Below are 14,889 nucleotides of genomic sequence, written 5' to 3'. Positions count from 1 at the left end.
GGAAGACAGCGCCCCGGAATCGGATTGGACGATACGTCGGCGCAAATCCGTGTCCGTCGCATTGCTATGCGTGACGAATGGCAGGTGAAGCACCACCGTGCACAACTGCAACATGGCGGCTGCAGGTTGCAGTGCCCAAGGGCCGCCCAGAGGGCCATGCACGCCCGGTCGGCCAATTCCGTGTTTTACGGCGGGACCTCGCAACATCGGATTCGGTACTTTTGGCAGCGTGGATTTCGCAGCACACGCCTCCTCGTTCGGAGCGGCCGCCGACCTGTACGACCGCATCCGCCCCCGCTACCCACGCGAGGCCCTGCAATGGGCGATACCAGAAAAGTCCGAAATCTGCGATCTTGGTGCCGGCACCGGCATCCTGACCCGCCAGCTCCGCGACCTGGGTCACCACACCATCGCCGTCGAGCCGGACGACAAGATGCGCGCCAAAATCCCTGGTGATGCCCGCAAGGGTGACGCCACCCACATCCCCCTGCCGGACGCGTCAGTGGACATCGTCACAGCGGGGCAGGCCTACCACTGGTTCTACGGTGAGCCGGCCCACGCCGAGATCGCCCGCGTCCTCAGGCCCGGCGGCAGCTTCATCCCCATCTGGAACATCCGCGACGAGCGGGTCCCCTGGGTCGCCGAGTCCTCCACCCTCTTCGACGGCGCCCGCGAGCGCGACGCGTTCGACGAGACGGCCGTGCAGGACTTCGGCCCCCTCTTCGGCCCCGTGCGGCGGGCGACGTTCGAGTGGAGCACCACCCATACGAGGGAGTCGTTCCTGGAGCTGGTCAGGTCCCGCAGCTACTACCTGGTGGCCGGCGACGAGGCACGACGACGGCTGGAGGAACGGCTGCTCGAGGTGATCCCGCCGGCCGAGGAGTTCGAGCTGCCGTACGTGACCTACGTGTACATCGGCCGCAAACGCTAACCGCGGTTGCGGTCGAAGATCAGTCGCAGCCCGATCAGGGTGAGCATCGGCTCGTGGTGCGTGACCGTGGCGGACTCGCCGATCACGATCGGCGCCAGGCCACCGGTCGCGACGACCGCCTTCATCGTGCCACCGAGCTCCGCGGAGATGCCCCGCACGATGCCGTCGACCTGCCCGGCGAAGCCGTAGACGACGCCGGACTGCAGGCACTCGACCGTGTTCTTGCCGATCACCCGCGGCGGCTTGACCAGCTCCACTTTGCGCAGCTGGGCGGCGCGGGCGGCGAGCGCGTCGACGGAGATCTCGATGCCGGGCGCCAGCACGCCGCCGAGGAACTCCCCGCGGGCGGAGACGACGTCGAAGTTGGTCGACGTGCCGAAGTCCACGACGATCGACGGGCCGCCGAAGAGCGTGAAGGCGGCAAGCGTGTTCGCGACCCGGTCGGTGCCGACCTCCTTCGGGTTGTCGATCGCCAGCTGGACACCCGTCCGCACGCCCGGCTCGACGATCACGGTCGGGACGCCCGGGTAGTACCGCTGCAGCATCGTGCGCAGGGAGCGCAGGGCCGCGGGGACGGTGGAGCAGGCCGCGATGCCGGTCAGCGACACGGCATCCGTGGCGAGCAGCCCCCGGTAGAGCAGCCCGAGCTCGTCGGCGGTCGCCCTCGCGTCGGTCTTGATCCGCCACGAGTGGACCAGCTTCTCGCCCTCGAACGTGGCGAGCACCGTGTTGGTGTTTCCGATGTCGATGCACAGCAGCACGCGCTGAGCCTAACGAAAGGCCCGCCAGCGGCGGGGTGAGCCTGGTCATCTACGATCCGGTTCCCATGATGCCGACGGCCCGCACGCTGCTCGCGCTCCTCCCGCTGGCGGCGCTGGTGTTCACCGCGTTCGCCCTGCGTCCGGGCAGCCTGGACGCGCGCCAGGCGGTCATCCGCGCGGCGGCCACCGTGGCGGGGGTCACGGTCGTCTTCGTCGAGCTGCTGTCGCTCGCAGGATGGATCACGACCTGGCCGGTGATCGTCTACTGGCTGCTCTTCGCGGGCGTGGCCGCCTTCTTCGCCCGGCACCACCTCCACATCCCGCACCGTGTCCTGAAAAACTGGGACAAGGTGCTGCTGTTGGCGTTTGCGGCGTTGGTACTGGCTGAGCTCGTCCTCGCACTGGCCCACTCACCGAACAACTTCGACTCGAACCACTACCACCTCACGAAGATCGAGCACTGGATCGCCGACGGTGACCTCGCCCCCTACGCCACGGTCCAGAACCAGCAGATCATCCTGGTCCCGGGCGCGGAGTACCTGCTGCTGCAGGCCCGCCTGCTGACCGGGGACGACTCGCTGTTCAACCTGTTGCAGTGGGGCGCGTCGCTGCTCGCCGCCCTCGCCGTCTCCCGCTGCGCCGCCCAGCTCGGCGTCGGCCGCGTCGGCCAGCTCGTCGCCGCCGCCGTGCTGGTCACCGCCCCGGCGGTCGCCCTGGAGGCCACCAGCACCCAGAACGACCTCGTCGTCACCGCGTGGGTCGCCTGCGCCGCCAGCCTCGCGCTCGACGGCGCCCGCCGGGTCGCCACCGCCGGCGACGTCCTGACCCTCGCCACGGTCGCCGGCCTCACTGCCGTCACCAAGTCGACCGGCCTCATGCCCCTCGCCCCGATCCTCGTCTTCTGGGGCATCTGCCAGCTCCGCCTCAGGCCGGCACGGTCCGCAGCGGTCGCAGAGGCCACAGAGGCCACAGAGGCCGCCGGTACGGGCGGCGGGGCGGGTGACCGGACCAGGCAGTGGCTGCGCACCGCCGGCGCCGGCGTGGTGGTCCTCGCCGGCATGGTCGTGCTCGCCGGGCCCGCCATGCTGCGCGTCAACGACGCGTTCGGCTCGCCGCTCGGCCCGCCCGGCTACAGCGCCTCGCTGTCCACGGAGCGCAAGGACCCGCCCGCGGTGCTGGTCAACGGCCTGCGCCTGGCCGCCTCGACGCTCACCACGCCGTTCCCCGCGGTCAACGACGTGGTCAGCGACGCCGTCATCGCCGTCGCGGACCTCGTGGACGTCAACCCCAACGATCCGAAGATCACCCAGTGGCGGAGCGTCTTCCCCGGCACGCGCTGGAAGCCCGACGAGGACCGCTCCCCGTACCCCATCCAATCGGCGCTGATCCTGAGCGCCCTCGTCGTCACGCTGGTGTGGCGGCGGCTGCCCCCGCTGCTGAGGGGCTACGCCGTCATGGTGCTCGGCGCGTTCGTCATGACCGCCGCTGTCGTCAAGTGGCAGGACTGGGGCAACCGGCTGATCCTGCCGGCGTTCGCGCTCGGTGCGCCGCTCACCGGCTACTGGGCCGACCGCCTGCGCACCCACCGCGCCACCGCGGCCGCGCTCGTCGTCGTCATGGCGGCGGCGTTCGCTTCCGGCGGGATCTCCGTCGCGTACGGGCAGCCCCGCCGCCTCGTCGGGCAGGGCTCCGTCTTCACCCTCACCGACTGGCAGGAGCGCTTCGTCCGGATGCCCGCCCAGGCGGTGCCGTACCAGCGGGCGATCGACGCGATCAAGGCCAGCGGCGCCCGGCGGGTCGGCGTGGTCATGGACGGGGACCTGTGGGAGTACCCGCTGCAGATCTCCCTTCCGGACGTCGAGCTGGTCGCGGTCCAGTCGGTGATCCCGTCCGCACCGCCCGCACCGGTCTCGTCGGTGCAGGCGATCGTGTGCGTCTCCGGGGCCGAGATCTGCGCCTCGGTGGTCCCGCCGGCGTGGAAGACCCAGCGGTTCTCCGAGCTGGTCGCCGTCGCGTTCCCCTAGTGGGACTGCAGGTCCATCGCGCCCCTAGTGGGTCCGCAGGTCCATCGCGATGTCGAGGATCGGCGAGGAGTGGGTGAGGCCGCCGACGGACAGGTAGTCGACCCCGGTGGCCGCGTACTCCGCCGCCGTCTCGAGGGTCAGGCCGCCGGTCGCCTCCAGCTCGGCCCGCCCGCCGACCGCCGCCACGACCTCCCGCAGCAGGTCCGGCGCCATGTTGTCGAGCAGCAGGAACGTGGCGCCGGCGGTGACTGCCTCCACCGCCTCGCCGACCGTGGTCACCTCGACCTGGACCGGGACGTCGGGGAACGCCTCGCGGACCCGGGCGTACGCCGCGGAGATGCCGCCCGCCGCCAGCTTGTGGTTGTCCTTGATCATGGCGACGTCGTAGAGGCCCATGCGCTTGTTGGTGCCGCCGCCGGCGCGGACCGCGTACTTCTCCAGGATGCGCAGGCCGGGCGTGGTCTTGCGGGTGTCGAGGACCAGGGCGTCGGTGCCGTCGAGGAGGTCGGCCCACCGGCGGGTGTGCGTGGCGACGCCCGACATGCGGCACAGCAGGTTGAGGGCGGACCGCTCGGCGGTCAGCAGGTCGCGGGTCGGGCCGGTGACGGTCGCGAGCACCGTGCCGCGCACGACGGACGAGCCGTCGACGGCGTGCACGGCCACCTCGACCGACGGGGACACGGCCTCGAAGACCGCCGCGGCCACGGCCAGCCCGGCGACCACGCCGCCGGCGCGGGCGACGAGCTCGGCGGTGTCGGTCTGGGTGGCCGGGATGGTCGCCACGCTCGTCACGTCGAGGCGGTCGGGGCCGAGGTCCTCGGTCAGGGTCCGCTCGACGATCTCGGCGACGGCGACCGGGTCGAGCCCGACCTTCCGCAGCGAAGCCTCGGTCTCCGGGGTCATGCCGCCCCCTCCGCTGCGCTCCGGTGCGGTCATGCGTCCTCCCACGTCTCGGTCAGGGCGCCGGTCTCGGACAGGCCGGCGAGGAAGTGGCCGCGGAACACGTCGCTGGCGTCGGGGAAGTCCTCGCGCCAGTGGCAGCCGCGGGTCTCCTGCCGCTGGTCGGCGGCGCCGACGAGGGCGGCCGCGACGGTGAGCAGGTTGGTCGCCTCCCAGCTCGCGAGGCCGGGCGTGGCGCGGTCCAGGGCCAGCTTGGCGACCGCCTGCGCCGCCTGGTCGAGCGACTCGGCGCTGCGCAGCACCGAGGCGTGCGCCGACATGGCCGCCTGCAGCGGGGCGCGCAGGCTCGGGTCGGCCGTCCACGCCGGCAGGTCAGCGGTGACGGGGTCGGTCTGCGCGGGCAGGTCGCGGGCGATGTCCTCGGCGATCCGGCGGGAGAAGACCAGCCCCTCCAGCAGCGAGTTGGAGGCCAGCCGGTTGGCGCCGTGCACGCCAGTACAGGCGACCTCACCGCACGCGTAGAGGCCCGGGATCGACGTGCGGCCGTGCAGGTCGGTGCGGACGCCGCCGGAGGCGTAGTGCGCGGCCGGGGACACCGGGATGAGGTCCGCGGCAGGGTCGACCCCGGCGGCCCGGCAGGACGCCACGATCGTCGGGAACCGCCCCTCGAGGAAGTCCCGGCCGAGGTGGCGGGCGTCGAGCCAGACGTTGTGCGTGCCCTCGGCGCGCATGACCCGGTAGATGCCCTTGGCCACGACGTCGCGCGGGGCGAGCTCCGCGAGCTCGTGGCGGCCGACCATGAAGCGGTTGCCGTCGCCGTCGCGCAGGTACGCGCCCTCGCCGCGCAGCGCCTCGCTGACCAGCGGCTGCTGGGAGTCGCGGTTGTTGAGCGCGAGCGCGGTCGGGTGGAACTGGACGAACTCGATGTCGGTGACGGCGGCACCCGCGCGCAGGGCCAGGGCGACCCCGTCGCCGGTGGAGACAATCGGGTTGGTGGTGGCGGAGTAGATCTGGCCCATGCCGCCGGTGGCGAGCACGACGGCCCGGGCGAGGACCGCGCCGACGCCGTCCTCCGCGCCCTCGCCGAGGACGTGCAGGGTGACCCCGCAGGCCCGGCCGGCGGCGTCGGTGAGCAGGTCGAGGACGAGGGCGTGCTCGATGAGGCGGATCCACGGGTCGCGGTGGACGGCGGCGTGCAGGGCCCGCTGCACCTCGGCGCCGGTCGCGTCGCCGCCGGCGTGGATGATCCGGTTGGCGTGGTGGCCGCCCTCGCGGGTCAGCATCAGGGAGCCGTCGTTGTTGCGGTCGAACTCCGCACCCCAGCGGATCAGCTCACGGACGCGGGTCGGCCCCTCCCGGACCAGCACGTCGACGGCGGCGGTGTCACACAGCCCGACGCCGGCGACGAGGGTGTCCTGGGCGTGCGCCTCGGGCGTGTCGAGCGGGTCGAGGACCGCGGCGATGCCGCCCTGGGCCCAGCGGGTCGAGCCGTCATCGATGTTGACCTTGGTGACGACGGTGACGTGCAGGCCGGCCTCGCGCAGGTGCAGGGCGGCGGTCAGCCCGGCGACGCCGGAGCCGATCACGACGACGTCGGTCGGCTCGGCCCACCCCGGCTGGGGCCCGGCGAGTCGGCGCGGCAGTACGGGCAGCTCCATCACTCCAGTCAAACATCACAACCAGGCATCGCGCGCCGTGCCGAGAATCACGCGAGCGGCAGGGGTCCCGTGCCCAGCTTCTGGACGGATCCCTTCAGCGGGCGGCTGCTCATCAGGTAGCACGCGAAGGTCTGGTCGCTGCCGAGCCAGTCGGAGCCGGACTTGGGCCCGACGGCGGCGGCGGACAGGTCGGCCCGGTCGGCGGTCTCCGCCAGGCCCAGGTACCGCAATCCGACACTCGTGCAGCCCTTCGCCGATGCGCTGCGCACCGCGGTCTCGTCGAACGGCGCGTCCATCGGGGCGATCGAGTAGCTGCCGGAGTACTCGCCGTCGTGCGGTGCGTCGCAGCCGACGTACTTCAGCGCCGAGACGCACTCGATCGGCAGGCTCGACCCGGCCTTGGCCAGGCTGCCCTCGCGGGTCGCGAGCTCGTCGCCGGCCGGGCCGGTCACCGGGGCGACCGCGCAGCCGAAGAAGCCGTCCTTCGCCGGGTTGATCCACGAGGCGAGGATCTGGACCTTCGACTCGTGCCAGTTGCCGCCGAGGAACACGGTGCCCTGCACGACACAGGCGCGGCGGGCCTGCGCGTACAGGAGGTTCTGGGTGATCGTGACGTCCTGGCCCTCGGCGTCGTCGAGGCGGTGCAGCAGGTCCTCGGTGGCCTGGCCGACGTGGAACACCTCGACGGTGTGGGCGGCGGCGCAGTCGACGGGGGCGCCGGCCCACGGGAAGGCGGCCTTCGCGCCGGCCGCGTCGACCTTCCAGCAGGAGCCGACCTGCGGCGCGGCGGCGGGCGGGGTCTTCGGGATCTTCCGGTCACCGTCGCGCAGCAGCCAGTAGGCGCCGCCGCCGGCGAGCGCGAGCACGACGACGATGAGTATGACCCGCTTCATGAGGAAGCAGTGTGCCATTACCGGCGGGTAACGTCACGACCCCGGGGAAGCCCGGGTCGGTCCTAGACCGGGCGGTTGCCGTTCGCCAGCAGGGAGTGGCTGACCGTGAGGTTGCCCTCCAGCATCATGTAGCAGCGGGCGGTGCGGTCGCCGTAGCCCCACCGGGTCGGCGTCGCGGTGGACCAGGCGAACGAGATCTGCTTGTTCTGGTCGTACTGGGCGTCGGTGAGGCCCAGGTAGCGCGCCACGATCGTCTTGCAGCCGGGCTGCAGCAGCGAGCGGCGGGCCGCGGCGTCGCTCGGGTACGGCCGCGCGTCCGGCGCGTAGAAGGTGCCGGTGTACTCACCGTTGTGCGGCGTGTCGCACTGGACCGGGATGAAGTCCTCGATGCCGCCCTTGCTGTCGGTCGCGACCTTGACGCAGCGGAGCTGGGCCGGCTTGGAGCCCCGCAGGGTGTCCTTGAGGCTCGTCGTGCGCGGCGCGATCGTGTACGTGTCGTCCGAGACCTCGATCAGGTCGCACCGGTAGTAGCGCGCCTGGCCGGTCCACTGCTTCGCCGACGGCGGCAGCACCCGCATCATCAGCCGGCCGTCGTGCCAGTCGCCGCCGAGGAAGTTGCTGGCCTCGGCCTGGCAGGCGGCGTACGCGTCGGTCAGGTCGGCGTCGGCCGGCACCGTCGACTTGTCCCCGATGGTGCCGGTGAACTCGCCGACCTTGAACGTCTCGCTGGCGTGCGACGCGGTGCACTCGACCTTGACCAGATCGGGCCCGACCGCGAGCTTGTCGGCGTCACCTGAGTAGGTCCAGCACTCGCCCACGGCGGGCTTGGGCACGCTCGGCGCCGCGAGGGCGGTCCAGCCGTTGACGAGGTCGCCGTCCGTGCCCGCCGGATTGCCGCACCCGGCGGCGAACAGCACCAGCGCCACCGACAGCCCGGCGGTCCACCGTTTCATCGGCAGCGCTCCCTCACCTCGTAGCACGGGCCCACAGTCTCGCAGAGGGGGTCAAACCTTGCCCTGGCCGAGGCCCTTGAGGGAGCGGATCGTGCTCTTGGTGTCGTAGAGCATCGCGTAGCACCGGGCGGTGCGGTTGCCGCGCAGCCAGTTCTCCTCGTCGACCGTCCAGAAGCCGATGCCGACCTCCTGGTGGTTGTCCAGCATCTGCTGCGTCATGCCGAGGAACTTGGCGCCGAGCGCCTCGCAGCCGGTCCGCATCGCGGCGCGCCGCTCGTCGGCGTTCTTCGGGAAGGCCCGCTCGCCGGCCAGGTACGTGCCGACGTACTCCATGTTGTGCGTCTGCGTGCACGCCCTCGGCTCGTAGTCGTCCCAGGTCTTGCCGTCGGACTCGTAGATCTCCTGGGCGCAGGTCAGCGCGATCGGCTTGTCGCCGGTGAGGCCGCCCTTGAGGCTGCTCGTGCGGCTGATCGGCTTGCCGGCGTCGCTCTGCACCTCGGCGAGGTCGCAGCGGAAGTAGCGACCGCCGCCGGTCCACTGCGTCGTCGACGGCGGCAGCACGATCAGCTCGAGGCGGCCGTCGTGGTAGTCGCCGCCGAGGAAGGTCTGCGCCTCGGTGTTGCACTTGGCCCAGGCGTCCTTCAGGTCCGCGCCCTTCGGCGGCGACGACGCGCTGGCCGCGGTGCCGGTGAGCTCGCCGACGAAGAACGTCTCGCTGACGTGCGCGGTCGTGCAGGAGGTCACGGCGGTGAAGGAGAAGACCGTGAGGGTGTCCGTGTCGAAGAACGGCACGGTGCTGTCGTAGCACGCACCGACCGGCGGCGAGGGGACCTTGGGGGCGGCGAGCATGGTCCATTCGTCGACGAGGTTCTTGTCGACACCCGCGGGCGTCGAACAGCCCGCCAGCATCACTGCGGCGGCGACCGGCGCCACCGCCAGAGCGAGCCGTCGAAAGCGCACCATGACTCCAACCCCTCCCCCGGCGCACACAGCGCGGGTGCGAGTGTGCCAATGATCAACGTGGTTGGCAACCCGGCCCAACTGCCAGATCTTGGACAGCGTCTACGCGATTGTGATCGGTAATCCTTTTGTACCTGCGCCGCGCAACGAGGTCGTCACCGGCTTCGGCGGCCACACGAAACAGCGGACCCCGCGGTTGCCGAGCTCCCATGCGGTCTTGTCGTAGGGCCACATTACGAGACCGGTGCGGGAGCTGAAGTTCACGTCGTCCGGCACGCCGGTGAAGCCCGCCACGACGGGGCGGCAGCCGGCGATGTTGGCGTTGCTGCGCGCCTCGCTGTCGGCCGGGTACTCACCGTCCGGGGGCTCGTAGAGGCCGGCGAACTCGCCCTCGTGCGGCGTCGTGCACGCGGCCGGGAAGATCCGGTCGATGTCACGGGCGGCGCCGCCCACCCTGGTGGTGACCTTCACACACCCGATGCGCAGCTCCCCGCCGTCGGCGCGCAGCGTGCCGCGCAGCGGCGCGGTGCGGGTCGCGACGCTGAAGCGGTCGATGTCCTGCAGCGCCTGCAGGTCGCAGCGGAACCAGCGCGCCCCGGCGTCCCACAGCGCCGGGCTCGGGACGTCCACGCTCAGCGACACCCTGCCGGTGCGCCAGTCCGCGCCGAGGAGGGCCTTCGCGTCGTCGGCGCAGCGCCGGTACGCGCCGCGCATGGCCGGACTCCCGACGTTCGGCGGCGTGGTCCGCTCGGCGTCCGCGGCGGTGAACCGGCCCACCGAGATCAGCTCGACCTCGTGCGGCTCGGTGCACCCGACCGGCGCGGGCCAGCTCGTCACGTCGGCGCTCGCGGTGCCCGCCGGCAGCGCGTAACACGCGGGGGCGGCGGGCTCCTGCAGCACGGGGGCCGGGAGCATCGGCCAGCCGTTGACCAGGTCCTTGTCGGTGCCGGGCGGGGCCGGTTGCGCGCAGGCACTCAGCAGTGTCGCCACCGCCACGACCAGCACGACCGCGCGCCGCACCGCCACCTCCCCAGGTGCTTACGCCCGGAGAAGGTCTCCCCTCACAGGCTCGCCCACCATACCCGGTATGGCGTCCGCGGGATCGTGACCGAGCTCGATGATGCCGTTGGTGGCGTCGACGTGGACGATCTTCGGCTGGTACGTCCTGGCGGTGGCGTCGTCGAGCTGCGCGTAGGAGATCAGGATGACGAGGTCACCCGGGTGGACCAGGTGCGCGGCGGCCCCGTTGATCCCGATGACGCCGCTGCCGCGGGGCCCGGCGATCACGTACGTCTCCAGTCGCGCGCCGTTGGTGACGTCCACGATCGCGACCTGTTCGCCGGCGAGCAGGTCCGCGGCGTCCATCAGGTCCTCGTCGACCGTTACCGAACCGACATAGTGCAGATCGGCCTGCGTGACCGTCGCCCGGTGGATCTTGGACTTGAGCATCGTGCGGATCACGGCATCTCCACTGCGTCGTTGCCTCTGGTACGTCTGGTACGTCTGGTACGGATCACGGCAGGTCCACCGCGTCGGTGCCTCTGGCACGGCTCACGGCAGGTCCACCGCGTCGGTGCCTCTGGTACGGATCACGGCAGGTCCACCGCGTCGGTGCCTCTGGCACGGCTCACGGCAGGTCCACCGCGATGTTGTCGATCAGTCGGGTGCCGCCGACCCAGGCCGCCGTCAGCAGCCGGGCCGGTCCGTGCGCGGGCGCCGGGCCCAGCATGGGATCGGTCAGGACGAAGTAGTCGAGCTTGACCTCGGGCTCCGTCGCGAACTCGGCGATCCCCGCGGCGACGGGGTCCTCGCTGTGCGCCGCCTTCGTGAGCGCCCTGGACAGCACCAGCGCCGCCTGCCGCTCCGCCGGGGCGAGGTAGCGGTTGCGGCTGGACAGCGCCAGGCCGTCGGGCTCCCGCACCGTCGGTACGCCCCGCACCTCGATCGGCAGGTCGAAGTCGCGGACCATCGCCCGGATCATGCCGAGCTGCTGGTAGTCCTTCTCCCCGAAGTACGCGACGTCGGGGCGGGTCAGCTGGAACAGCTTGTTGACCACCGTCAGCACGCCGTGGAAGAACCCGGGGCGGCTGGCGCCCTCCAGCTCGTTGCCGGCGGGCCCGGGGTCGACCCGGACGGCGGGCTCGCCCTGCGGGTACATGACCTCCCGCGTCGGCGTGAACGCGATGTCCACACCGGCCTGCTCCGCGATCGCCAGGTCGGCTTCCAGGGTGCGCGGGTAGCGGTCGAAGTCCTCGCCCGGCGCGAACTGCAGTGGATTGACGAAGATCGTGAGCAGGACCGTGTCCGCTTCGGCGCGTGCGGTACGAAGAAGCTCGGCGTGCCCCTCGTGCAGCGCGCCCATGGTCATGACGACGGCGACGGTGCCGCGCGCACCCGCCCGCGCGGTGGCGAGCTGTTCGCGGGTCTCGGCGACGATCACGGCTTACCTCCGGTGCCCTTGGCCTTCCGGCGCCCACCGCGCTGCGCAGCGACCACCGGCACCTGCTTCTGCGCTGAGCCCTCCTTCTGTCCGGAGCTGCTGAGCACGTCGAGCAGCGGCTCGGCGTCCATCGGGCGGAGACGGCCGGCGGCGATGACCCGGTCGGCGGTGCGCCGGGCGAGCGCCAGGTACGGCGGCACCGACTCCGGGGCGACCGCGTCGAGCGCCCTGAGGTGCTTGGCGACCGTGCCGGCGTCGCCGCGGGAGACCGGACCGGTGATGGCGGCGTCGCCGAGGCGCAGCGAGTTGTCCAATGCGGCGCCGAGCAGCGGGGCGAGGACCTGCTCCGGGTGCTGGACGCCGGCGTCGCGGAGCCGGTCGAGCGCCTCGTTGACGAGGGTGGCGAGGTGGTTGGCGCCGTGGGCCAGGGCCGCGTGGTACAGCGGCCGGCGCTCCTCCTCGATCCACTCGACCTGACCGCCGAGGTCGGCGACCAGGCTCTCGGTGAGGTCCCGCAGGTCCTGCGGTGCGGTGACGCCGAACGAGACGCCCGCCTCCATCCGGCGCAGGTCGACGGCGGTGCCGGTGAACGTCATCGCCGGGTGCAGCGCCAGGGGCCGCGCGCCGACGGCGGTGACCGGCGCCAGGACATCGAGGCCATGGGCGCCGGAGGTGTGCGCGACGATCTGCCCTTCCCGGATCGCGCCGGTCTCGACCAGGCCGCGCACCAGTCCGGCGAGCACGTCGTCGGGGACCGCCAGCAGGACCAGATCCGCGACGGCGGCGACCTGGTCGGCAGGGAGGAGTGCGGCGCCCGGGAGCAGCTGCTCCGCGCGGGCCTTGGAGGCGGCCGAGACACCGACCGCGGCGACCACCCGGTGGCCGGCTCGCACGAACGCGGCGCCGAGCACCGCGCCGACCCGCCCGGCACCGATGATGCCGATGTTTTTCCTGGTCAGGCTGCTTTCCATGGTGGCAGATCCAGTCCTCGAAAGTGGGGTACCGGTCGACCACGAGTATGCGTCGTGCGGGGCAAAAGCGGACAGGTCGTGTGGGATTGTCAACACGAGGTTTCAGACCCTTCACCGGCCTCGCGAGCAGCCGATAAAGGGTCCGAGACGACGTCGTCAGAGGCGGTGGTGCAGGTAGTCCTTGATCAGTGCCTTGGCCTCGCCGAGCACCACCGGGTCGCCCTCCGGCGAGCGCCGGAACGCCATCTTGATCAGCGCGTCGGCGGCCTCGACCGCGATCGCCAGGGCGAACTGGAGCCGCTCGGCGTCCACGATGCCGAACCGGCCGACGAGCAGCGCCGCGAGCTGCGACACGATGACGTCGTTGTTGTCCCGCTCGTCGTCGAGCAGGTGGATGTCCACGACGTCACCGAAGTGCAGCGTCCGGAAGCCCGGCACCGTGCGGTGCATGTCGATGTACTCGTCGATGGCCGCGTCGACCGCGTCCCACCAGTGCGAGATGTCCTCGTCGGACAGCCGGGCGCCGAGGCGCTCCAGGTAGCCCTCCAAGCTGCGCAGCGTGAGGGCCTGCACGATCGCGCGCTTGTCAGGGAAGAACTGGTAGACCGAGCCGATCGCCACCCCCGCCCGCTCCGCGAGCAGCGTCGTGGTCAGCCCGTCGTAGCCAACCTCGTCGACGAGCTCGGCGCACGCGTCGAGCATCCGCCCGACCCTCGCCACGCTGCGCCCCTGCACCGGAACCCGGCGCAGGGGTTTCGTCCCGGCACTGGCCACTGTCTGCGTCGCCACCCGGCAGTCCCCCTCAAATTCGACCCACCTTGAAACCTACTCACGTCAACGAGCGGGCACGATCGGCGGATAGCCCATTTCACTCTTGTGGTTCAACGGGTCATTGACGGCGGGCATACGTGAAGGGTACTCAGGTTTCGTGACTTCTCCGTGGGCCAACTGGGCCGGCAACCAGACCGCGCGGGCGACGCGTGTCGCGCACCCGTCGACCACCGATGAGCTGGCCTCCGTGCTCCGCGGCGCGGCGGACGAGGGGCTTCGGGTCAAGGCCGTCGGCTCCGGGCACTCCTTCACACCCACCGCTCTGACGGACGGCGTGCGGATCGAGCTCGACCGGATGGCGTCACTCGTCCGGGTCGAGGGCGACCTCGTCACCGTCCAGGCAGGCATGAAACTCGCGACCCTCAACGCGACGCTCGCCGCGCACGGCCTGGCCATGCCCAACCTGGGCGACATCGACGCGCAGACCATCTCGGGGGCGCTGTCCACCGGTACACATGGGACGGGCGCGGCATATGGGTGCCTTTCGACATTCATCGAGGCCCTCGAGCTGGTCACCGCCGACGGCGCGGTCGTGCGCTGCTCGGCTTCCGCACAGCCGGACCTGTTCGCCGCCGCCCGGGTCAACATCGGCGCCCTGGGCGTGCTCACCGAGGTGACCCTGCGCTGCGTGCCGGCCTTCACGCTGCAGGCCGACGAGCGCCCGGCGCCGCTGTCCGACGTCTGGTCGGGCCTGGAGACCCACATCGCCTCGAACGACCACTTCGAGTTCTACTGGTTCCCCTACACCGACCGGGTCCAGATGAAGCGCAACAACATCGTGCCCGCCTCCGACCGCCCCCTCGCGGGCTGGCGCCGCTGGCTCGACGACGACTTCCTGTCCAACACCGTCTTCGGCGGCGCGTGCCGGCTCGGCCGGGCCCTGCCGTCGACCGTGCCCACGATCAGCCGCGTGTCGGCCCGGGCGCTGTCCGCGCGCACGTACACCGCCGCGTCGCACGACGTGTTCTGCACGCCCCGCCGGGTCCGCTTCGTCGAGATGGAGTACGGCCTGCCCCGCGCGGCCCTCCGCGAAGCCTTCGACGGCCTCCGATCAGTCGTCGACGGCCTGCCGTACAAGATCCAGTTCCCGGTCGAGGTCCGCTTCACCGCCGCCGACGACATCTGGCTCTCCCACGGCCACGGCCGCGACAACGCCTACATCGCCATCCACCAGTACGCCGGCGCCCCGTTCGAGGAGTACTTCCGCCGCTTCGAGGCCGTCACCACACCCCTGGGCGGCCGCCCGCACTGGGGGAAGATGAACTTCCGCGACGCCGAGTCGCTGGCCACGGCATACCCGCGCTTCGCCGACTTCACCGCCCTGCGCGACAAGCTCGACCCCGGCCGCCTGTTCGCCAACGTCTACACCGACCGCGTCCTCGGCGCCTGACACCTGCGCGGGGTCGCGTCCTCGGCGCCTGACACCTGCGCGGGGTCGCATCCTCGGCGCCTGGCACCTGCGCGGGGTCACGTCCTCGGCGCCTGGCACCTGCGCGGGGTCACGTCCTCGGCGCCTGGCACCTGCGCGGGGTCACGTCCTCGGCGCCTGGCACCTGCGCGGGGTCAC

14 protein-coding genes are annotated in these 14,889 nt (G+C 71.7%); 3 read left to right on the top strand and 11 right to left on the bottom strand.

From position 1 onward, the window contains the following. The first annotated feature begins 229 nt into the window (after positions 1-229). Positions 230-931, top strand: coding sequence for a class I SAM-dependent methyltransferase (locus tag ACFY3L_RS28910; protein ID WP_389330636.1), 702 nt, complete (start codon positions 230-232; stop codon positions 929-931). Here ACFY3L_RS28910 and ACFY3L_RS28905 read toward each other — a convergent pair. Continuing rightward, positions 928-1,692 (bottom strand): type III pantothenate kinase, encoded by a 765-nt coding sequence (locus tag ACFY3L_RS28905; protein ID WP_389330633.1) that lies wholly within the window; start codon positions 1,690-1,692, stop codon positions 928-930. The genes ACFY3L_RS28910 and ACFY3L_RS28905 overlap by 4 nt on opposite strands. Positions 1,693-1,757: 65 nt before the next feature. Between ACFY3L_RS28905 and ACFY3L_RS28900 the strand changes: the two genes are divergently transcribed. Beyond that, the gene (locus ACFY3L_RS28900; protein WP_389330630.1) at positions 1,758-3,716 is read left to right on the top strand and encodes a hypothetical protein; all 1,959 of its coding nucleotides are present in this window, start codon (positions 1,758-1,760) and stop codon (positions 3,714-3,716) included. Positions 3,717-3,740: 24 nt separating this feature from the next. Here ACFY3L_RS28900 and nadC read toward each other — a convergent pair whose 3' ends face one another. The 10 genes from nadC to ACFY3L_RS28850 form a co-directional block, all read right to left on the bottom strand. Further along, positions 3,741-4,619 carry a carboxylating nicotinate-nucleotide diphosphorylase gene (nadC, locus tag ACFY3L_RS28895; protein WP_389331385.1) on the bottom strand — a complete coding sequence of 293 codons (879 nt, stop codon included), beginning with the start codon at positions 4,617-4,619 and terminating at the stop codon, positions 3,741-3,743. Positions 4,620-4,648: 29 nt separating this feature from the next. Then, a complete protein-coding gene (locus ACFY3L_RS28890) occupies positions 4,649-6,274 on the bottom strand; it encodes an L-aspartate oxidase (protein ID WP_389330628.1) in 1,626 nt (541 codons plus the stop codon). Between the two features lie 47 nt (positions 6,275-6,321). Then, positions 6,322-7,167 (bottom strand): septum formation family protein, encoded by an 846-nt coding sequence (locus ACFY3L_RS28885; protein WP_389330625.1) that lies wholly within the window; start codon positions 7,165-7,167, stop codon positions 6,322-6,324. Between the two features lie 62 nt (positions 7,168-7,229). Continuing rightward, on the bottom strand, positions 7,230-8,120 hold the full coding sequence (locus ACFY3L_RS28880; protein ID WP_389330622.1) for a septum formation family protein: 891 nt from the start codon (positions 8,118-8,120) through the stop codon (positions 7,230-7,232). 51 nt (positions 8,121-8,171) lie between these two features. Then, positions 8,172-9,083 (bottom strand): septum formation family protein, encoded by a 912-nt coding sequence (locus ACFY3L_RS28875; protein ID WP_389330619.1) that lies wholly within the window; start codon positions 9,081-9,083, stop codon positions 8,172-8,174. 99 nt (positions 9,084-9,182) lie between these two features. Continuing rightward, complete coding sequence (locus ACFY3L_RS28870) at positions 9,183-10,100, bottom strand: septum formation family protein (RefSeq protein ID WP_389330616.1); 918 nt, start codon at positions 10,098-10,100, stop codon at positions 9,183-9,185. An 18-nt stretch (positions 10,101-10,118) separates the two neighbouring features. Continuing rightward, positions 10,119-10,541: an aspartate 1-decarboxylase gene (panD, locus tag ACFY3L_RS28865; RefSeq protein ID WP_389330613.1), complete on the bottom strand. Its 423-nt coding sequence runs from the start codon at positions 10,539-10,541 to the stop codon at positions 10,119-10,121. A 166-nt stretch (positions 10,542-10,707) separates the two neighbouring features. Then, entirely contained in the window at positions 10,708-11,520 is an 813-nt protein-coding gene (panC, locus tag ACFY3L_RS28860) for a pantoate--beta-alanine ligase (RefSeq protein WP_389330610.1), read from the bottom strand. Further along, positions 11,517-12,491, bottom strand: coding sequence for a Rossmann-like and DUF2520 domain-containing protein (locus tag ACFY3L_RS28855; RefSeq protein WP_389330607.1), 975 nt, complete (start codon positions 12,489-12,491; stop codon positions 11,517-11,519). Before ACFY3L_RS28855 ends, panC begins: the two co-directional genes overlap by 4 nt. A gap of 156 nt (positions 12,492-12,647) precedes the next feature. After that, positions 12,648-13,193: a TetR/AcrR family transcriptional regulator gene (locus tag ACFY3L_RS28850; protein WP_389331382.1), complete on the bottom strand. Its 546-nt coding sequence runs from the start codon at positions 13,191-13,193 to the stop codon at positions 12,648-12,650. 226 nt (positions 13,194-13,419) lie between these two features. Here ACFY3L_RS28850 and ACFY3L_RS28845 point away from each other — a divergent pair, with 226 nt between their 5' ends. After that, the gene (locus ACFY3L_RS28845) at positions 13,420-14,712 is read left to right on the top strand and encodes a D-arabinono-1,4-lactone oxidase (RefSeq protein WP_389330604.1); all 1,293 of its coding nucleotides are present in this window, start codon (positions 13,420-13,422) and stop codon (positions 14,710-14,712) included. The last annotated feature ends 177 nt before the right edge of the window (positions 14,713-14,889 follow it).

Source organism: Dactylosporangium sp. NPDC000521, assembly GCF_042898305.1.
Taxonomy (GTDB): Bacteria; Actinomycetota; Actinomycetes; order Mycobacteriales; family Micromonosporaceae; genus Dactylosporangium.
This window is presented reverse-complemented; position numbering and strand designations above follow the sequence as displayed.